This is a genomic window from Siphonobacter sp. BAB-5385, assembly GCF_002261125.1.
Lineage (GTDB): Bacteria > Bacteroidota > Bacteroidia > Cytophagales > Spirosomataceae > Siphonobacter.
In genome coordinates, this window is sequence record NZ_NMPS01000136.1 from 22,590 (window position 1) to 41,518 (window position 18,929).

18 protein-coding genes are annotated in these 18,929 nt (G+C 47.2%); 6 read left to right on the forward strand and 12 right to left on the reverse strand.

The genetic code is table 11. The features are described 5' to 3' along the window. Positions 1-11: 11 nt before the first annotated feature. The 4 genes from BWI93_RS13285 to BWI93_RS13300 all read right to left on the reverse strand — a co-directional run bounded on the left by BWI93_RS13285 (position 12) and on the right by BWI93_RS13300 (position 4,658). Positions 12-2,159 (reverse strand): exopolysaccharide transport family protein, encoded by a 2,148-nt coding sequence (locus tag BWI93_RS13285; RefSeq protein WP_094812076.1) that lies wholly within the window; start codon positions 2,157-2,159, stop codon positions 12-14. Between the two features lie 48 nt (positions 2,160-2,207). Then, positions 2,208-2,930, reverse strand: coding sequence for a TolC family protein (locus BWI93_RS13290; RefSeq protein ID WP_094812078.1), 723 nt, complete (start codon positions 2,928-2,930; stop codon positions 2,208-2,210). 97 nt (positions 2,931-3,027) lie between these two features. Further along, positions 3,028-4,206: a sugar transferase gene (locus BWI93_RS13295; RefSeq protein WP_094812080.1), complete on the reverse strand. Its 1,179-nt coding sequence runs from the start codon at positions 4,204-4,206 to the stop codon at positions 3,028-3,030. A gap of 50 nt (positions 4,207-4,256) precedes the next feature. Next, positions 4,257-4,658, reverse strand: coding sequence for a response regulator transcription factor (locus BWI93_RS13300; protein ID WP_094812082.1), 402 nt, complete (start codon positions 4,656-4,658; stop codon positions 4,257-4,259). Between the two features lie 686 nt (positions 4,659-5,344). Between BWI93_RS13300 and BWI93_RS13305 the strand changes: the two genes are divergently transcribed. Further along, positions 5,345-6,568, forward strand: a complete 1,224-nt coding sequence (locus tag BWI93_RS13305; RefSeq protein WP_094812084.1) for a glycosyltransferase — start codon at positions 5,345-5,347, stop codon at positions 6,566-6,568. Here the strand turns inward: BWI93_RS13305 and BWI93_RS13310 are convergent. The 6 genes from BWI93_RS13310 to BWI93_RS13335 all read right to left on the reverse strand — a co-directional run bounded on the left by BWI93_RS13310 (position 6,565) and on the right by BWI93_RS13335 (position 13,487). Further along, positions 6,565-7,188 carry a DapH/DapD/GlmU-related protein gene (locus BWI93_RS13310; RefSeq protein ID WP_094812086.1) on the reverse strand — a complete coding sequence of 208 codons (624 nt, stop codon included), beginning with the start codon at positions 7,186-7,188 and terminating at the stop codon, positions 6,565-6,567. The genes BWI93_RS13305 and BWI93_RS13310 overlap by 4 nt on opposite strands. 20 nt (positions 7,189-7,208) lie before the next feature. Continuing rightward, the gene (locus tag BWI93_RS13315) at positions 7,209-7,994 is read right to left on the reverse strand and encodes a glycosyltransferase (protein WP_255157851.1); all 786 of its coding nucleotides are present in this window, start codon (positions 7,992-7,994) and stop codon (positions 7,209-7,211) included. After that, the gene (locus BWI93_RS13320; protein ID WP_094812088.1) at positions 7,991-8,788 is read right to left on the reverse strand and encodes a glycosyltransferase; all 798 of its coding nucleotides are present in this window, start codon (positions 8,786-8,788) and stop codon (positions 7,991-7,993) included. Before BWI93_RS13320 ends, BWI93_RS13315 begins: the two co-directional genes overlap by 4 nt. 43 nt (positions 8,789-8,831) lie before the next feature. Beyond that, the gene (locus tag BWI93_RS13325; protein WP_094812090.1) at positions 8,832-9,962 is read right to left on the reverse strand and encodes an acyltransferase; all 1,131 of its coding nucleotides are present in this window, start codon (positions 9,960-9,962) and stop codon (positions 8,832-8,834) included. Positions 9,963-9,992: 30 nt separating this feature from the next. Next, positions 9,993-11,432: an MOP flippase family protein gene (locus BWI93_RS13330; RefSeq protein WP_094812092.1), complete on the reverse strand. Its 1,440-nt coding sequence runs from the start codon at positions 11,430-11,432 to the stop codon at positions 9,993-9,995. Between the two features lie 324 nt (positions 11,433-11,756). Then, positions 11,757-13,487 carry a hypothetical protein gene (locus tag BWI93_RS13335; RefSeq protein WP_094812094.1) on the reverse strand — a complete coding sequence of 577 codons (1,731 nt, stop codon included), beginning with the start codon at positions 13,485-13,487 and terminating at the stop codon, positions 11,757-11,759. Positions 13,488-13,589: 102 nt separating this feature from the next. On the opposite strand from BWI93_RS13335, the gene upp reads away from it, so the two are divergent. Then, positions 13,590-14,234 carry a uracil phosphoribosyltransferase gene (gene upp / locus BWI93_RS13340; RefSeq protein WP_094812096.1) on the forward strand — a complete coding sequence of 215 codons (645 nt, stop codon included), beginning with the start codon at positions 13,590-13,592 and terminating at the stop codon, positions 14,232-14,234. A gap of 6 nt (positions 14,235-14,240) precedes the next feature. Then, entirely contained in the window at positions 14,241-14,693 is a 453-nt protein-coding gene (locus tag BWI93_RS13345) for a hypothetical protein (protein WP_094812098.1), read from the forward strand. 165 nt (positions 14,694-14,858) lie between these two features. Here the strand turns inward: BWI93_RS13345 and BWI93_RS13350 are convergent, their stop codons facing one another. Beyond that, positions 14,859-15,356, reverse strand: a complete 498-nt coding sequence (locus BWI93_RS13350; RefSeq protein ID WP_094812100.1) for a GAF domain-containing protein — start codon at positions 15,354-15,356, stop codon at positions 14,859-14,861. Between the two features lie 40 nt (positions 15,357-15,396). Continuing rightward, a complete protein-coding gene (locus BWI93_RS13355; RefSeq protein ID WP_094812102.1) occupies positions 15,397-16,395 on the reverse strand; it encodes a LacI family DNA-binding transcriptional regulator in 999 nt (332 codons plus the stop codon). Between the two features lie 173 nt (positions 16,396-16,568). On the opposite strand from BWI93_RS13355, the gene BWI93_RS28810 reads away from it, so the two are divergent. The 3 genes from BWI93_RS28810 to BWI93_RS13365 are packed head-to-tail and all read left to right on the forward strand — an operon-like array spanning position 16,569 to position 18,832. Next, positions 16,569-16,931, forward strand: a complete 363-nt coding sequence (locus BWI93_RS28810; protein WP_255157852.1) for a galactokinase family protein — start codon at positions 16,569-16,571, stop codon at positions 16,929-16,931. A 38-nt stretch (positions 16,932-16,969) separates the two neighbouring features. Continuing rightward, positions 16,970-17,746, forward strand: a complete 777-nt coding sequence (locus tag BWI93_RS13360; protein WP_255157854.1) for a hypothetical protein — start codon at positions 16,970-16,972, stop codon at positions 17,744-17,746. Between the two features lie 42 nt (positions 17,747-17,788). Beyond that, positions 17,789-18,832: a UDP-glucose--hexose-1-phosphate uridylyltransferase gene (locus BWI93_RS13365; protein ID WP_094812104.1), complete on the forward strand. Its 1,044-nt coding sequence runs from the start codon at positions 17,789-17,791 to the stop codon at positions 18,830-18,832. The last annotated feature ends 97 nt before the right edge of the window (positions 18,833-18,929 follow it).

The window sequence follows — 18,929 nt, forward strand, 5'->3', positions numbered from 1 at the left end:
TGTTTCCTTCGTTAAGATACCGTCGTTGCCTTATTTAATACCCAGCCCGCCAGTGTATCACCCAGACTCTTCAGGTACTGAATGGCAGGCTTGTGCGAATCGCGAATCGTTGTATTCGCTTCGTAAACAGCCACTACTTTATCAGCAAAACGAATCCATTCCTTTGCCTTGTTCCGGGTTTCCAGGGCAGGTGTTTCAATCAGTATCACGTCAAAATAGCTCTTCAATTCTTCCAGTTTGGCAGCAATGTGGGTTTCACTGGCCAACTCAAAAAGGGAATAATCACCCCCCTTGTTACTCAGAGAATAAATACCATTTTCAACGTACAACGATTCGAAAGGAGCCGATGTATGCAGAAAATCTTCCAGATAACTGGGTTTGGTACTGAGTGCCGTACTAGCGGTACTGCTAAAGTTTCCATCTACAACCAGTACTTTTTTATTGATCAAAGCAAAGGCCTGAGCCAGGCTTAACAGCAGCGTAGTTTTACCTTCCCCGGGTCTTAAACTGGTTAACGCAATGATTTTACCCGTGCTTAGTTCATGATCCAGTTCAAACCGTATGGAACGTAAGGCATTGCGATACGCCATAACAGATTTACCCGGAGAAGTATCGTGCCATAGCTGGTTCAAATCCGGGCTGGTGTCAATCTTGTTAAGTGATCCAATAACCGGAATTTCGGTTGCGTTAGCCAGTTGTTTGCCTTCCTGAATAGAACTGTCCAGATAGAATACCAGGAAAAGAATGAGTAAGCACAGAACAAAACTGATAATACCCGCAAAGACAATTAGAATGACCTTTTTAGAGGGAGTTAAGGTGCCTGGTAAAGCTTTTTCCAGCAGTTTAAGTTGTGTAGTTTGCTGCGATTGCATTTTGGCATTGTTGTATCGCTGTAATGCCTCAATGTATTCCTTACTGGCAATGTCAATGCTGGTTTCAAACTCCTGAATTTTGGCTTCGTTGGGTACTAATCCGTCAAACTTTCGATTCAGACGACCTAATTCTTTTTCAACCGTGGCAATACTATTCTGAGCGAGTTCTAACGCAATCTCCATGTTTAATTTCTGACTCACCAGCTCAGTTTTAGCCACCAAAGGATTGTAAATGTAATTATCCGTTGACTGGTTAATTTGAGTCGTCAGTTTATTCTGAAGCGAATCCAGCTGAGCTTTGTATTTAGGATCAAAATTGGAGCGGAAGTATGCGTCATTAACCGCTTTTAATTGCTGCTTGGTGGCAACAATATTCTGGTTCAGGGAAGCCATGGTACTTTCCAGATACTTCCGATCGCTGGGGTTGAATTTATTGTCGATGTTCTTTAACGCCGCTGTATAGGCGACTACATCTTTAATAGCTACTTCTCTACGCGTCTCAAAATCAATGATTTGTCCGTACATACTCCGGGCTTGTTCATTGAGATTTAAAACCCGGTTCTTGATTTTATACTGCTTGAGCTGATCCATTAATGCGGTTAGATTCCGCATCTTTTCGTTCATGAAGTTTTCCAGAAATTCAATGGATCGATCATTACTGGTCTGTAATCGAATGGAGTATCGATTGATGAAATCGGTACTTAGCGTATTCACTACAAAAGCCGTGAATTCAGGATGATCCCCGTCAAATTCAACCCGGATATAATCACTATCTTTTACCCTCGATACGGTCAGATTATTGGCAATGGCATCCGTATCATAATGCATGGATTTTAGAATATCCAGTAACCGCTTTTCTTCCGGACTTTCAATGAAAAGATCCTGCTGGGTAGCAAGCTTCTGATTGAAAATAGCAATGGCCCGCTGTCTTTCCGTGGAGCTAAGCTCCTGAAGCAATTGACTTGGTTTATGAAAGGCTTTGGTGGGTTGCGTAAGGTCGTGCAGAATGAGGCGATAAGAAACCATATTCAGGGTATTCTTTAGCTGCATACTCTGCATGATGTTGTCGAACTTTTGCGTTACTTCCGCCTGTTGTTCGTTAGCACCACTCGTAAATCCCTGATCCGTTTTATCAACCAGACCCGTCGAAATGCGTGCCGTTGAAGTATACTCATCTGGTAATTTCTGAACCAGAAAATAGGCAGCAATAACCGTCAGTAAGGGCACTGCCAGCAGTAGCCACTTCTTTTTATATAGAAAATTAAGGAATCTAATGAAATCTGCCATTCGATTGCGTGAAGCTTAACCTAATAGAGTAGGCCAAGGGTAAGATGGTTATTGATCCAGCTTGATGTTTTCAAGCTTTTCCCCCACTAATTCCTCCAGTTTGCTTTTAGAGATGAGCACCTCGCTTTCAGCAATAATCTTTTGCTGATTATTGTCTGAATACATTACCAATACGTTGTTGTAATTTTCAAGGGTTTGTTCACCTTTTTCAAATTTATATTTTATGTCCTTGAGCATGCTTTCAATATCCAATTGCAATTCATGCTTCACCCGTAAAATAGCCAGCCGCTGGATGTAGGCAAAATAGCGTTGCTTAACGTCTGCTTCCAGATTAAGTTCAAAGGCTTGCTGCTCATATTCCGCTACCCTTTTCTCGCCCCGGGCCTGTTTTAAAAGTGGCGTTTTTTGCAGGATAGATCCCACATTAAGTAGTAGTCCAATCTGATAGTTATTTAGCCAATTCGGATTCACTACCGTAGGCACAGGAGAGACTGGATTGGTAATGTAAGTGGTGGTATTGGCCGGGCTATACAGATAGGATACAGACAAGGCGTCGAAGTAGGCTACTTTTGCTCTTCTGATCCCTATGTCCGCAATTCCGATGCGTTCTTTGTAGGCCTTACTACGCGGGTAGTTCGTTCTGGCTACTTCGATTAATTTCTCCAGATAAGGGTAAGAAACATCCTGCAGCATCGACTGAGTTCCCTCCTGAGCCTGTACCGAAAGAGTACCGGCTCCGAGAATGCATGCCAGCAATACGAGCTTCGGCAAGAGGCTACCTGCATACGGGCAAATGAGAAAAAAAACGCTTTCATTCGAACTGTTTATGAGCTTTGGGAAGGACGATTCCTACGCTGGGGAAGTACCCTTAGACGTTTTCGGACTGAACTAGAGCTGGGAAGGTTTTCAGAATGATTTTGACATCCATCCAGAACGAATAGTTTTTAGCATACTCAATGTCGAGCTGCATCCGCTCTTCCTCCGACATGTCTTGCTTGCCTTTTCCGCGTTTGGTTACCTGCCAGAGGCCAGTCAGTCCGGCGGGCCCGGCAAAACGTTGAATGTATTGATCGGAGGTCAGCTTTTCTGCTTCGTAAAGGGGCAGGGGACGATTGCCTACCAGCGACATGTCACCCCGGAAGATGTTAATCAGTTGGGGGAGTTCATCGATACTGGTATTTCGCAAAAACCGGCCAATTCGCGTAATCCGGGGATCGTTGCCAAACTTCATGAAAGCAGCTTTATTATGCTTACGCTGAAGATACACCTTCTCGCAAACCTGCTCATTATCCAGGTACAACATACGCTGGCAGGAGTTCTTTCCACTATATACGCACTCTGCACACAAGGCAAGCTGCTCTTTTTCAGGAGCTTCTTCTGCTTTGTTGTACATGTTAAAGGCGGCCATATCCTTGACGAGCTTGTCAGCATCGGTACGCATGGTTCGGAACTTGAGCAGGTCGAATACCTTATAGCCACCACCCACGCGTTTGGAACGATAAATGATGGGACCTTTCGAATCGAAGCGAATCAGAAGGGCTACCACTAAAAGCAGGGGCGAAAGAATGAGCAAAGCCAGGCCCGTTGTAGTGACGTCGATGAGGCGTTTCCACCAGGTTACGCGTACACGAAAACGGGGCATACGCGTGGGCTGGAGGGCGAGAAGCTGATTTTTTCGAACGAAGTAATGCAGTCGGGCCAGTAAGTCACCGCGACTAAAGTCTTTCGGGTACAGGTCGTTACCACCCGCCTGAAGCACTTCCTGTTTGTAGGTGTCGTTCAGGGTAGGGACGGTTACGATAACCGGTAGGGAATTCAACCAGGGAATGGAGCGAAGCTGCTGCAGGAACCAGATGGCCTGAGCTTCGTAACTTATAATCACGGCATCAGCCGGATAGTGATCTTTGAGCGTTAGTAATGCCTCTTCCGCAGAAGTAAGCTGCCATATATTCAATGGTTCAGCAAACTCTTGCTTGAAGGTTTCACTGGCATTACTATCATTTTCTACGTACAGGATACGTAAAGGTGGGTGGGTAACAACAGACATGGCGGTGCCTCATTACGACATGAAAACTTACTTCGCACACTAAAAACAAATTATTTGTAAACCCGGCGGAGTACTGCTTTTACCTTAGCAATAATTTCCAGCGGATTAAAGGGCTTCGTCATGAAATCATCAGCACCTAATTCCAGGCACTGGATCCGATCATTACTTTCTTCACTTCCCGACAAAATAATAACCGGAATGTGACCAAATAGATTACTGCCTCGTAGTACTTTCAAAAATTCTTTGCCATTGAGGTGAGGCATATTCAAGTCGGCAATGACCAGATCTACCGGGCTACCCGTCTCAATGTAAGACATACCCGACATACCGTCGTCTTTAATAATGGTATCAAATTCCTTGTTGAGACATAACTGAAGTACTTTTCGAGTCATGGGTTCATCGTCAAGGATTAAAATAGTTGACTTTTCGATTGTTAAATTTGGCGGATTCATAAGGGACGATTATATATATTATCAAAAATCAAAACTTGTTGTCGGAACATCGAACGATTCAATAACTAGATACTAGTGTTATCCGTGAACGCTGAAAAAAAATTAAATTAATCCAGTAGTTACCAGCTTTCAGTTGCTTTTCATTCGATCGATCCGGTACGTTCTTAAACGACGGAAAAATGAAAAGAACCCGTTACTTAAAAAACCATTCTAGAATGGTCAATTTCTTCCTAAAGACGTAGCAACCAACGTCTATGATTAATTTTATAGAGGTTTTGATCGTAATTAACTATACACGAACGGATCGAAGAATAGAATAAATCAACGATGATGAAAAGTTTAAGTATAGCATACTTCTCTTGGCGGAATTAGTAAATACTCAAACATGCCCAAGGCATAGGTTATCATTTTTTAAAGATAAGTTAAGCTATCAGAATGGGCAAAAATTGCTTAATTTATTTTTTTGTAAGTCATTTATAGTGACCTTCATAAGACTGAAGTTATAAAATAATAAGTATTTTTACTTATATCCATTAAGTCTTATTTAAGTGCCAAACGTTCTCAATTAGTCAACAAGTAAGAAGTAAAAAAGTGCGGCTTATGGAAAGAAAAATAGTATCTTGTAAAGAATTATAGATGCTCCGTACCGCCGCTATACCGCAACATCTGTTCCACTATTACGCTTCATGAACGCAATCGACCGTACTTCCGCCAAACAGTTCGATAGTATCATTTGTGTCAGCCAGACGCCCTGGCAAGGGAAGTTTCAAAATTCAGCCGTTCAGCTACTGACGGTACTCTCGGAACGCTACCGTATCCTATACGTAGACTATCCCTATACCGTGAAAGATCTCGTGGCTGGCCTGCGGGGCAAACGTCAGGTACCGGTAAAAGCCCTGACTCGGGTAGAAAATCCATTAACGAAACTTTCGCTGGGACCGAATCGGAGCGTCCACGTATGGACGCCGCCGGTATTATTCCCCATCAACTGGATGTCGGCGGCTCAGCATGACACCTTTCTGCCCCTCAATACGGGTCGGCTGATCAAAGGCCTGCGGCGGGTGATGCAGCAATTGAATATGCAAAAGCCACTGGTAATCAATGCTTTTAATCCAGTATTAGGCTTGCCTCTGGTAGGCCAGCTTCAGGAATTTGCGACCATTTACTACTGCTTCGACGAAATATCCGCCGAGGCCTGGATGGGTAAACACGGAACGCGTTACGAACAGGAATTTATGAAACGGGTAGATGCGGTCATTACCACTTCGGAAGCCCTATACCGAATGAAGTCCCAGACACAGCCGCATACGTTCTGCGTGAAAAACGGAGCTAATTTCGATTTATTTAACCAGGCTTACGCACTACGCCAGCAACAATCCGGCAATCGGGCCATTGTAGGTTACCTGGGCACGGCCGACAATCGGATTGACACGCAGGTAGTAGGATATTGTGCCCGTACGATGCCGGAAGTGGAATTCCAGTTTGTGGGACTAGTGGTTGATCCACGGATACAGGAAGAATTGTCCGTTTATTCAAACGTCCGGTTCATCCCTTCCCTTCCGCCCGCTGAACTACCGCCGATTCTGGCTCAGTGGAAAGCAGCCATGATTCCTTTCGTGTGTAACGAACATACCTACACGATCTATCCGCTAAAAATCAATGAGTATCTGGCGGCGGGATTACCGGTGGTGTCCACGCCCTTTTCGATTCTGGATGATTTCGAAAATGCCATCGCTATTGCCGCAACCCCTGAAGCCTTCCAGGAAAGCCTCGTGAAACGCATGGCCGAGGACACACCCGAAAAACAGCGGCAGCAGGTCACACTGGCTCAGGCTAATTCCTGGGAACGGCGGGCGGAAGAATTCGAAGCCGTATTCGATCAGGTGCAGGCCGTTAAAAATCCGGTTTAGGCCTTCGGTGCCCGGACCCACTGCTGGGTAGCGGCGTCGTATTGCTTGAGAAGTCGGGCCGGATTGCCGCCTACTACCGAATACGGGGGTACATTTTTGGTTACGACGCTGCCACCAGCCACGACCGAATGGCGACCAATGGTTACGCCGGCCGTAATGACGGCATTAGCCCCAATCCAGCATTCGTCTTCAATTACAATCGGAGCCGTCGTGACGGGCTGTCGGTGGATGGGCGTATGCACGTCTTCATACATGTGATTCAGTCCGGATACCGTAACGTGCTGAGCCATAATGACATCCGAGCCAATGTGTACGGGGCCAATGACCACGGAAGAAATCCCGATTGTACAATGATCCCCAATGAATACGTCGCCCACGCCATTATTGATCACGCAATACGACTCAATCACGCTTTTAGACCCCAGGGTAAACTGTTTAAAGGGAAGTACGTCCATCCGGGCTGATGAACGAATCACTGCCGAACGATGCTTTCGGTGTACAAAAGGATTCACAAACCAGCTTACCCAACGTCGGGGCCGGGCTTCATCTTTAGGAATGAGCAGCCAGTGGACCAACTTCTTCAGGCCTGGATTGGAATCAATGTATTGCTTGAATGCCATAGGTGGGGTACGCAGAAAGTCTACGTTCGCATGAAATGAATATCGTAATTGTATTTAATCTGTCGGTAGAGGTCCCGTACCAGCCCAATCAGCTTGTTGCTGCTTTCCGTTAATGAACTTCGGGTCATGGTACTGGGTTCGGCGGCTGAATTGCGTTGCGTAAACAGCGACTGATAATCGTTGTAAAACAGTCCTTTACCTTCCTTTTGTAAAAACGAGATGCACATCCGGTATTCCATCCGATCGCCCTTGATGCCTTCGGCGTAGCGACCAAATTTCTGTAGAAACGTACTCCGACGCAGGTGAGGATGGTCACTGTAGGCGTAAATTTTCGTGTAATCCATACCAAAGGGGGGTAGGTATATCTCTGAAAAATTGTACGCATAGGGCCGCAGGTACGGATAGGGGATGTACGCGTAAAAACGGATATAATCCAGGTTTTTATTCGCATCCATTAGCTCCAGAGCGTGCGTAAAGTGCAGGGGAAAATCCGGACTGGGTTCAAAGTCTTCCTGCACATACAGCGTCAAGGGCGTTTTTACGGCGTCCTGTCCTTTGTTGATATTGTTCCCAAGGCCCCGGTTCTGGGGCGTCGTAATGAGCTGAAAATGAAAAGTTTGCTGAAGTTCCCGAAGCCTTTGCAGGTGTTCGGGCTTACTGCCGTCTCTGAAACGACAATATCGCCAAACTGGCAACCGATTTGCTGATAGCTGGTCAGCAAGTGCTCCAGCGAACTGCTTCGGTTGTAATGCGTAACCAGCAATGTAACGTCGGGGAAGGAATAATTCATTCGCGTAGAGGGTCAAGAGTCCTGGCGTTGGTAGGTGAGTAGCTGAACGGTGTTCTTGAAAAACCGGTATTTTAAATAGCCCCATCGCAGCAGTCGCACCCAGGGCGTAGGGCTCTGCTTCCAGTCGGCCCGGAACGTTGCCGTACTGGGTTCACTCGCCGAATTCGCCTGGTCAAATAGCGTGGTGAAAGCATTAAAGAACAGGCCTTTTCCCCCGTGTTTAATGAACGACAGGCACATCTGAAACTCGGCCTGATCACTGTTGGTGCCTTCCGTATAACGGCCAAATTTCTGAAAAAAGGTACTCCGACGCAGGTGCGGATGATCACTGTAGTAGTAAAATTTCAGGTGATCCATATTCCAGAACTCTCCTTTGAACACCATTTCCGAAAAGCCCTTATCGTAGGGTTTGAGGTAGGGGTACGGGAAGTAGGCATACAGCCGGGCAATGTCCAGGCTGCCGTTCTGTTGCATCAGATGCAGGGCATCCTGAAAATGTTCGGCAAACGCCGGTTTCGGAACAAAATCTTCCTGCACGTACAGCGTGTACGGTTGGTGGACCGCATCCTGTCCCTTGTTGATATTATTCGCTAATCCTTTATTTACGGGCGTCGTAATCAGATCGAAGGCATACGAGCGTTGCAGGGCTTCCAGTACCTGCCGATGCTCGGGTTTGCTGCCATCATCGGAAACGACAATCTGACCAAACGAACAGTTCAAATCCTCAAACGCCTGCAATAATCGTTGCAGCGACTGGCTACGGTTGTAGTGTGTAATCAATAGCGTAACCTCGGCAAAATGAGTACCCATAAATCGGAAGGTAAAAACGGCGGTAAAACAGAAAACTTCCTTGTTAGTGCTGATTCGGAAGGGCTCCTTTGCGGGAACCTCGCAGGGAATCCAACCACTTGTAATCCTTGAATTTCATTTCTACGTGATGGTACGTCCAGCGGGCAAAAATGAAAATGAGGGCGTAATTGAGAATGAATAAATAGCTGTAATCTTCTTTCTGAAAGTGTAAAATCCGGATAAAGAAGATGTTGAAAATACTCAGGGTAAAGGGATGAGTCAGGTAAATGGAATAACTGTACAATCCTACCTTGTGTAAAAAGGGGATGCGTTTCAGAAATTTGGAAATGAAACCCTTTTCAAACGAGAAAATCAGAATCGGAATGAAGAAAATGAGATCATAAACAACGCCTATTTCCTTTAAATACGCACCGAAATAAATGGCTAGAAAGATCAGGACGACCGAAACGAATTCAGCCAGACTAAACCAGCTGTCTTTGAGGGTATGCCAGAGCGGATACACTTCCAGGAAAATACAGAAACAGACAGCCCCCGTAAAAAAGCCGATAAGTCCCCGCAGAAACCCGTAATCGTATCCGTAATTCATCCGGAAAGAGCCGGTCACTGCGTACAGAATCGCAACGACGAGTACAATAATCAGAGCGTATACTTCCTTCTTCCAGCGGATCAGCTTAACCTGAGCAATGAAGAGCATACAAACGCCAAAGAAAAAGTAGGAAATCATCTCGGCACTAATCGACCAGCTGGGAATATTCCAGCTCAAATCCTTAACCCCGAACAGCTTGACCGAGTTGAGCAGAAAGAGGGAAGTAAAGAAGGTAACGACGTTGTTGTTCTCATTATCCAACTGGTTGATCTGTACGTAGGAAGTCATGTATTTCTTCGTTACTTCCATAATAAGGAAGATGGCCAGCATGAATAAATGCAGCGGATAAATGCGAAGAATACGCTTGCTGAAGTACAGCGAAAAATCCTGCGTAGTGGCAATGGCCTGGTATCGGTAGGTGATGACGAACCCGCTCAACACAAAGAAAAAATCAACGAAAACATCAGCGTTATCGATAAATTGATTGTTCAGTATGGGCGTGTCAGCCGACAGGGCCATGTGAAACAAAACCACGAGAGAGGCAAAAATACCCCTGAAAATATCCAGTACATCGAATCGGTGTTTCATCGTTTAGGTCAGCTTAGAATTCGACTTGGGCTAGGAAACGCTTCGTCTAAACGCTATAATTTCTTTGAGCGTAATCTTGTATTTGAAAGTGAGTAGCAAATAAATACTGCCACCGATGAGGATTTGAGCAAGCGTGTGGAATAGGCCACTGTTGCCTACGTACTGTTTATACGCCAGAATAACCAGAATCATCAGCGTACAGAAAAGTACGGGTTTGATGAAGTTGGCGAAGAAATCACGGATAAAATCACCGACTAAATGCTGAACGATAAAGAAGTTCAGAATCAGGTTGATAAACGTACTGAGCAGGAAAGCCGTAGCAATGCCGTATACCTGCCAACGGGTACCCAGTACGTAAAGCAACGGGACTTTCACCAGCAGCGTAACCAAATTCAGATAGAAAAGCAGATTGGGTTTTCCTTTCGTGAACGCCAGCGTAAACAAGGGATTGGAAAGGCAGTAGAATATACTGACGAATACGAAAATCTTGATGAGGGGAATGGTCTCTTCCCATCCCGGACCGTACATCAGCGGTACGACACTGTCAGCCGTAATATAGAGTCCCGCCAGCAAAGGAATATTGAGGTAGCTAACCAGGTCTAAAATGCTCAGATAGGCTTTCTTTAGCTCCGAATCACTTTCCTTCATTTTAGCCAGAATCGGGTAGGCCACCTGTAAAATAATAGGACTGAGTTTGGTAATGGGGAAGATCGCCAGTTGTGAGGCAATCGTGTAATAACCCAGGGCTTTAACGCCCAGTAAACCACCCACAATAATGTTATCGGAATTACCCTGTACAAAGCCCAGTAAGCCATCACCCACGTTATATACGCCAAACTTCAGGTGCTCTTTGATGGCGTTGAAATTCAGGTAAAGCCTGGGCGTAAACAGATGGCGGCCCAGGATGATTTGCAGGGAAGTACGAATAACGTGGGTAGCCAGTTGTCCGTAAATCAGGGAGAGTTCTTCGTAATGATTATACGCTAAAGCAATCGTGATGGCCGTACCCGCAACGGTGGCAATGATCTCCATGAGGGCGATCGTCTTGAACTTCAGCTCTTTTTGTAGCAGAAACAGATAAATCTGACCAAAATAAATAATGAGGAAGTAGATCGACGCCAGCTTGATTACGTAGTCGAGTTTGGGCTCCTTATAGTAGGCCACGACCAGCGGAGCACTCAGGTACGCAATGCAGAAGATGGTGAGTCCCAGTAATAAGCTGGTGAAATAAATGCTGGATAGTACGTTACGGTCGTTCTCCTGTTTATAGATAATGGAATTGGAAAAGCCGAGGTTACTGAAGATGTAAAATAAGTTGATAAGCAATGCACTGACACTCACTACCCCAAATACCGAGGGATCTAGAATTCTGGCCAGGATGGTTACCTGTAAGAATTGAAAGACCGTTGAAATAACCGTGGATAAGGTTATCCATTTGCCCCCATCTACTGCACTTTTTTTCGTACTCATGTAGCTGTAATAAATGAATTGGGACGATTCCCAAAAGCTGTTAAGGGTGGACTAGAATAGATAGCGAATAAAAGACACCGCCGCACATAGCGTGGTCTGCTTTCATTACGCGTTGATATAGGGATTTGGGGTAGAGCAGGAAACAGGAACCATCAAGGAAGATGGACCAGGGAAAGGCAGGGGCTGAAGCCAGCCCATCGCATAGGAAAATATTCCGGAGCTTACAAAGGCGGAAAAATTCGCTGAACCAGCAGTGCACTTCCAAGTCATAATCTTGATGGCGGTCAGATTAATAGGCTTTAAATACAGTAAAAATAACGGAAATTAAAAAGCCAGCAAACGCTGTGGCGAATTAATTCGGATGGAAAGCGATGAAAAAACTGTGCTACGGTCAAATTGGGAAAGAGCGGATTTCTGATCACGGAATACCTGACGGAAGTCGATAAAGACATTGTGCCGGAACTGGTACGAAGCTACGAGTTCGCCGTAAAAAAGATTGGTTCCTACGCCCTGACCAATAAAGTTACCGTATTCACGTCCGGCGGGGCGGTCGGCTTCGTTGTAGTTGAGCAGGGGGTTACTCCCATAATTGCGACCGGGCAGATCGAGGCCGTAGTTGGCACCCAGAACAACCGCCGTTACGTTCAGGCGAGGCAGCGGCTGGTACCGGATGGTGCCGACTACTTCCTGAAAGTTGGCTCCCATGGGATGGGCCATGGCCTGATTGTAATGAACGTAATTGGTTTTGTTGGACACGTGCTGGAAGGTATACGGGCGGGCCCCGTTCCATTCGACCTGTAAATCAAGGTTATCGACGTTAAAGGCGTTGATGTATTTTGCTCCTAGCTGGTAGCCGAATTTATTTCCCCACCAGCCCCGGGCTTTGCGTACTTCCTGGAAATTGAATTCGTCGAGATTGAGCTGTCCGTAGGCCTGAAATTGCCTTAGGAAAGTCCAGCGGACATCCATACCCACCATGGTGTTGTCGGCACTAAACTTCTGGGCTTCAATGGCCCGATAAAAAATGACGGGATTGAGATAGCTCAAATCGAAGTAGCCCTGCGATTTATCGCGGCTGTGAATGATCGACTCGAAAAGACCGATGTTTACATTATCACCAATATTCAGACCCAGTCGATGATAAGCCATGTATTTTTTGGTAGGCAGAGCACCATACGCCGGGATACTATCCTGCTGGTTACTGATTTCGCTGAATAAGTTGACGTATTGAAATGGTCCGATTTTGGTGGTAAGCTTCAAAAAGAGGTAGGGACCGCTGTTATCCGACAGGATCATGGAACGGAAGCCATTGCCAATAAAAACCTTATCGTGACCAAACTGAAGGTTAATCTGCTTGATAGGATCAAAGGTAATGTAGCCGCGGGCCGTGAAAAAATCGGTAGCCGTTTCCGGCGTAACGGTCACGCCGTCGGAGTTAGTCGTACTGCGGAAAATTTTATAGGCGGCTTCGTTAGGAACGGCTTTAAAGAAATTGATCCGATCCTGATAGTAACCCGGCAGACGCATCTGCGTGTCGGTCACGTACGTGTAGAAACCCAGCTTTTTACCAATCGAACCCCGAATTTCAAGCCCCCGCGTGTTGATGTAAGAGTAGGGCGAGGCATCTTTACCAACACCCAGCAAACCATACAAAACGGGATTAATGTGTAGTTCAACGTCGTCGTTGGAGACGCTGTACATATCATTCTTCTTGTGGTAGAAGTACTGCCAGAAGGGTTCTTTGCTATTGGCCGTTTGCTCGGGCTTCTTACTCCATTCCCAGCTATCTTCCCGCAGATACTTGATATTAAAGCGGTCAACATCCGATAAATCAGCACATTCATCGCAGGAAAGGCTGTCGATCAACTGGATGATATTTTTACGCAGGTACGGCTTTACTGTACTTTGGTAACCCGGAGCGTGTTTACCGCTTTTGATTTCATACCGATCGATGAGGTGGTAATAATCCGAATTAAGTGGGGCGTATACGCTTTGACTCCACGCAACCGCAGCCTGTAACCACAAAAGAGAAAAGAATAGGGTAAATCTTGGCATAGGAGAAAGACGCGTACCCTCGGGTTTAACGTTTTATTACTTACTTTGTAAACAGCCAAAAGGCCCTGCAAATTACAAAAGGATTCTGAAATTCATTTTTACATGTTTGTCCTGACCGAGCAATCTTCCATAGCCAACCATTTCATAGCCGAACTTCGAGACGTTCGTATTCAGAAAGATCCCCTGCGATTTCGGCGGAATCTGGAACGGCTCGGGGAGATTCTGGCCTACGAGATTTCCAAAACGCTTACCTATACCAAAACGGAGGTAGAGACCCCGCTCGGAACGAGTAAGACCTTTCTCATGGCTCAGCAGCCCGTGCTAGCGGCGGTTTTGCGGGCCAGTCTGCCTTTCCATCAGGGTTTTCTCAATGCCTTCGATGGAGCCCAGAATGCCTTTATTGGAGCATACCGGGGGCTTCACGCCGAAGGGGAAGAGTTTACCGTCGAACTGGAATATATCTCCTGTCCTGATTTAACCGGCAAAACGCTCATCATTGTAGACCCCATGCTGGCTACTGGAAAGTCGCTGGAAATTTCGTACCGATCCCTGTTACGGTACGGCATTCCGGCCCGTACGCACATTGCGGCAGCCATTGCAGCTCCCGAGGGAATCAAATATCTCCAGGAGCGTATGCCCGAGTGTCGTTTGTGGGTCGGGGACATCGACGAACGATTGAATCATAATTATTACATCATTCCCGGTCTTGGCGATGCCGGTGATTTGGCCTTTGGTGAAAAGCTGTAGTAGGTCATGACATTGATTAGTAAGTATCTCTCCGTTGTACTGGCTTCCATGCTGAAGTTCGTCGGCGGACCATTGGCGGGTTTAGCCCTCCAGTTATCATTGCTGGAAACCATCCTCTGTACCGTCTGTGGCATGATGTTCAGCGTCTTCCTGTTTACCTTTCTGGGCCAGTGGCTTCGGTTGGTTTGGGAAGACTTACGTAAAACCAAGCGGAAGCGTTTTAGCAAAAGCACGCGGCGGGCCGTTCGGATTTATCGAAAATTCGGTATTGCCGGTATTGCCTGTCTGACACCCTTACTGTTTACGCCCATTGGCGGTACCCTGCTGGCGGTATCCTTTAAGGCATCGCCGTTGCGTATTCTGAGCTGGATGCTGGTATTCGCCGTACTCTGGGCCGTGGTGTTTAGCTGGGCGTTTTACAATCTGTCTGCGGTGCAGGACTGGTTTATCAAAAAGTAAGAGCAAAAGATGGCTGTAGTAAACCCTTAGACCCTAGTACATACGCTAGTAAATAAAAACAAGAAAGCCCTTCAAGTCTGGATCATTCCACTCGAAGGGCTTTCCTGTTTTAGGAACCGATACAACTCAGGATTAACTGAAAACGGAAAACCGTCCACTGCAAACTCAATAATTCGTACGAGCCAGTTTTTCAATGATTCGCATTACCTGCTCAAGTCCCTGACGATCTTCTTCGTGGAAATCGTCGAGCTGATCACTATCCACGTCCAGTACCAGAAAAACCTCCTGGTTGACATCGAAAGCGGGCAGAACAATCTCCGAACGGGCCGCCGACGAACAGGCAATATGTCCCGGGAAGGCGTCCACATCGGGAACCAGAACCGTTTGCTGCGTGGTATAGGCATGTCCACAAACGCCCTTGTTGAAGTCAATCCGCGTACAGGCGATGGGCCCCTGAAAAGGTCCCAGAACGAGTTGATTATTTTTCCGCAGATAAAAGCCAACCCAGAAAAAATCAAAGGTTTGTTTCAGGGCGGCCGCAATGTTGGCCAGATTGGCTACAAAATCGTCTTCGCCCTGCACAAGGGCTTCAATCTGGGGTACCAGACTTTCGTAGAGTTCCTGACGGGAAGTGGTTTCGGGAATGAATAAGTTTTCGGCCATACTAACGATACGTGTTTCTTTTGAATCAATGGCTGGCTTCCTAATGAATGACCAGCTTGGTTTCTACCCAAAGTTCCTGATACGGAATTTCGTCCGGACTCTGGATGAGTTGCAGGAGCAGTTCGGCGGCCTTTTCACCCATGGTATACGCAAACTGATCGACCGACGCCAGAGGCGGGTGAGCAGCGTATTCCATCATGGGCAGGTTCGCAAAACTTACAAAATACAAATCCTGATTCGGAATCAGACCCAGAGCCTGGGTCCGCTCGATGGCATACAGGGAAATGTAATCATTGAAGGCAACAATGGCCTGTGGTTTTGGTTCACGGCTCAGTAGATAGTCGACTTTCGCCTGCGTATCGGCTTTCGATAAATCCGAAGAACAGACGTACGAAGGATCGATGGGCAGCTGTCGCTCTTTCATGGCTTGTAAATAGCCCTGCTGACGTTCCTCGGAAACTTCCAGCTGAGCCGGACCATTGAGCAGGGCGATGCGTTCGAGGCCACGATCAGCCAGGAAATCAACCAGCTCGCGAGCGGCCGTACTGATGTTACTGCGAACTTTATGAGCAGGCAATCGCCGGGGTACGCGGTCAAAAAACACGACGGGAATGCCAAAGCTTTCCAGTTCCTTAAAATGCAGATAGTGATGCGTTTCCGCCGAAATGGAAGCAATGACGCCATCCACCCGACTGGCCAGAAAGGTAGCCAAAGCCCCTTTTTCACGTTCCAGTTCGTCCCGCGACTGACTGATGACGACGTTGTACCCCGTTAGTACATCTTCAATGGCCGTAATAGCCGTCGAAAAAAATTCCTCTTTCAGAAAAGGCAGTACCACGCCAATGGTACGGGTGTGTTTTTTCTTCAGGATCAACGCTGCCGGATTGGGCCGGTACTGCAATTGACGGGCCAGTTCCCAGACGCGTTCGCGGGTACGCAGGCCGATGCGTGGGTTGTTCTGCAAGGCCCGCGAAACCGTGGAGATCGAAACGCCTAACTCCTGGGCAATTTGCTTGATGGTGGCTTGGCTTTTTTGCATGATCCCCTGTTAAATCTACTTCAGTCGTGTACTTGTGCAATGCTTTGCAATCCCTGATCCATTGGTTTCTACGTCTTGCGTACGAATGTAATACGGACGATCGCCAATGAATCTCACAAAATACGTGTTCTTTTGAATACAAAATCTTAATACGACGCATTACCTCAATGATTATGGATCCTCTTGTTACTGCCATTATAGAAACCTTCCGTGCTTCGTTCGGAGCCGAGCCAGCCTTGTTGGTTCGCTCGCCGGGCCGAATCAACCTCATTGGGGAGCACACGGACTACAATATGGGCTTTGTACTACCTGCGGCGATTGATCGCGAAATGTTTTTCGCCATTAGTCCCCGCACGGATAAGGTATGCCGCACGATTGCGTATAACCTAAACCGCGAAGAAACGTTTGCAACGGATCAGCTGGAGAAGACGGAAGAAAAGTGGACCTATTACCTCAAGGGAGTCATCGATCAGATTCAGAAACTGGGTTACGAATTTCACGGCTTTGATCTGGTTTTGGGGGAAATATTCCGGTAGGAGCGGGCGTCTCTTCTTCAGCGGCTCTGGAAGCGGGGCTGGCATTTGCCATCAATGAACTGTATCAGCTGGGCATTCCCAAAATGGCCCTGGTGCAACTTTGCCAGCGGGCTGAGAACCAGTTTGTGGGCCTCAACTGCGGCATCATGGATATGTTCGCTTCACTGATGGGGGATACGGACGCCGTAATCCGTCTGGACTGCCGTTCGCTGGAATACGAATACTTTCCCTTTACGCAGGAGCAGCACGTACTGGTGCTGTGCGATACGGGCGTAAAACATTCCCTGGGAACCTCCGAATACAACACCCGGCGAGCCGAATGCGAACGAGGTGTGGCTATTCTACAGGCTCATAAACCCAGTATACAGAGCCTGCGGGATGTGAGTATCGAGTTCCTGCAGGAACACCAGGCTGAGTTTGATCCGGTTACGTATAAACGTTGTAAATACATTGTGGAGGAAATCAACCGCGTTGTGGAAGCCTGTAAGGATTTACAGAAAGATGATCTGGAAGCGTTCGGAAAGAAGATGTATCAGACGCACGACGGTCTACAACACGACTACGAAGTGAGTTGTGAAGAACTCGACTTTCTGGTGGATCAGGCTCGCCTGAATCCAGCGGTACTGGGAGCCCGCATGATGGGGGGCGGCTTCGGCGGCTGTACCATCAATCTGATTGAAAAAGGAGCGGCGGATGCCTTCATTGAAACCATGACGAAAGCGTACAAGGAATCGCTGAATCTGGATTTAGTAACCCACAAAGTCGTTATCAAAAAAGGCACTTCTCGCCTGGAATCATCGAACGAACGGGTTTAAACGTACAACGCCAAACCGAACACCTGAAACGCAACACGACTTATGAGTGAATTTCAATTTGACGAACATCCGCACCGCCGCTACAATCCACTGACGGAAAGCTGGGTGCTGGTGTCGCCCCACCGTACCAAACGTCCCTGGCAGGGACAGGTGGAAAAGTCGGCGGAGGACAAACGGCCCTCGTACGATCCGACCTGCTATTTGTGTCCGACCAATACGCGTTCCAACGGAGAAAAGAATCCGGACTACGAAAACGTATATGTCTTTACGAACGACTTTTCCGCGTTGATTCACGATACACCCGCCGGACAGGTTTCCGATGGGGAACTGTTTCAGGCGGAAAGCGAATCGGGTATTTGCAAAGTAATCTGTTTCTCGCCCCGGCACGATCTGACCATTCCCGAAATGGAAGCCAAAGACATTCGCCGCGTGGTGGATGCCTGGTGTCAGGAGTACGAAGGACTGGGTACGGACCCGAAAATCAATCACGTACAGATTTTTGAAAACAAGGGCTTTGTGATGGGTTGCTCCAATCCGCACCCGCATGGTCAGATCTGGGCTCAGTACAGCATTCCCGATGAGCCGTATAAAAAGCAGATCGCCCAGAAAAAATATTACGACCGTCACGGCCGAACGCTGTTGAGCGATTACCTGACGAAGGAATTGGAAAAGAAAGAACGGATTCTGTTCGAACATGAGCATTTCGTAGCTCTGATTCCCTTCTGGGCCGTATGGCCGTACGAGGCGATGATCATTCCGAAACGGCCGATGGCATCCATTCTGGAAATGACCAGTGCCGAACGCGATGGGCTGGCGGAAGCCTACCGCGAGCTGACGATCATCTACGATAATCTTTTTGAAGTATCGTTTCCGTATTCGGCGGGTATTCACCAAGCCCCAACTGACGGCGACGTGCACGAAGAATGGCACTGGCACTTTGTATTCCTGCCCCCGCTGCTGCGTTCAGCAACGGTGAAGAAATTCATGGTAGGCTACGAAATGCTGGCCAATCCCCAACGCGACATCACACCCGAGCAAAGTGCTCAGCGGCTGCGGGAGCTACCTCGGGTGCATTATAAGAAGTAGGGGTTGGATGATGGTTTGTACTATAGTAGATCCGTTTTTCGTCCCGCTGAGACGAGAAGGCTGATCATTTAGTCCGTATACATTCCATGTCGGCACG

What these genes read in the sequence shown, in the direction of transcription:
- BWI93_RS13285 (WP_094812076.1), bottom strand. Translation starts at nt 2,159, where the DNA reads ATGGCAGATTTCATTAGATTCCTTAATTTTCTATATAAAAAGAAGTGG.
- BWI93_RS13295 (WP_094812080.1), bottom strand. Translation starts at nt 4,206, where the DNA reads ATGTCTGTTGTTACCCACCCACCTTTACGTATCCTGTACGTAGAAAAT.
- BWI93_RS13300 (WP_094812082.1), bottom strand. Translation starts at nt 4,658, where the DNA reads ATGAATCCGCCAAATTTAACAATCGAAAAGTCAACTATTTTAATCCTT.
- BWI93_RS13305 (WP_094812084.1), top strand. Translation starts at nt 5,345, where the DNA reads ATGAACGCAATCGACCGTACTTCCGCCAAACAGTTCGATAGTATCATT.
- BWI93_RS13310 (WP_094812086.1), bottom strand. Translation starts at nt 7,188, where the DNA reads ATGGCATTCAAGCAATACATTGATTCCAATCCAGGCCTGAAGAAGTTG.
- BWI93_RS13320 (WP_094812088.1), bottom strand. Translation starts at nt 8,788, where the DNA reads ATGGGTACTCATTTTGCCGAGGTTACGCTATTGATTACACACTACAAC.
- BWI93_RS13325 (WP_094812090.1), bottom strand. Translation starts at nt 9,962, where the DNA reads ATGAAACACCGATTCGATGTACTGGATATTTTCAGGGGTATTTTTGCC.
- BWI93_RS13330 (WP_094812092.1), bottom strand. Translation starts at nt 11,432, where the DNA reads ATGAGTACGAAAAAAAGTGCAGTAGATGGGGGCAAATGGATAACCTTA.
- BWI93_RS13335 (WP_094812094.1), bottom strand. Translation starts at nt 13,487, where the DNA reads ATGCCAAGATTTACCCTATTCTTTTCTCTTTTGTGGTTACAGGCTGCG.
- upp (WP_094812096.1), top strand. Translation starts at nt 13,590, where the DNA reads ATGTTTGTCCTGACCGAGCAATCTTCCATAGCCAACCATTTCATAGCC.
- BWI93_RS13345 (WP_094812098.1), top strand. Translation starts at nt 14,241, where the DNA reads ATGACATTGATTAGTAAGTATCTCTCCGTTGTACTGGCTTCCATGCTG.
- BWI93_RS13350 (WP_094812100.1), bottom strand. Translation starts at nt 15,356, where the DNA reads ATGGCCGAAAACTTATTCATTCCCGAAACCACTTCCCGTCAGGAACTC.
- BWI93_RS13355 (WP_094812102.1), bottom strand. Translation starts at nt 16,395, where the DNA reads ATGCAAAAAAGCCAAGCCACCATCAAGCAAATTGCCCAGGAGTTAGGC.
- BWI93_RS28810 (WP_255157852.1), top strand. Translation starts at nt 16,569, where the DNA reads ATGGATCCTCTTGTTACTGCCATTATAGAAACCTTCCGTGCTTCGTTC.
- BWI93_RS13365 (WP_094812104.1), top strand. Translation starts at nt 17,789, where the DNA reads ATGAGTGAATTTCAATTTGACGAACATCCGCACCGCCGCTACAATCCA.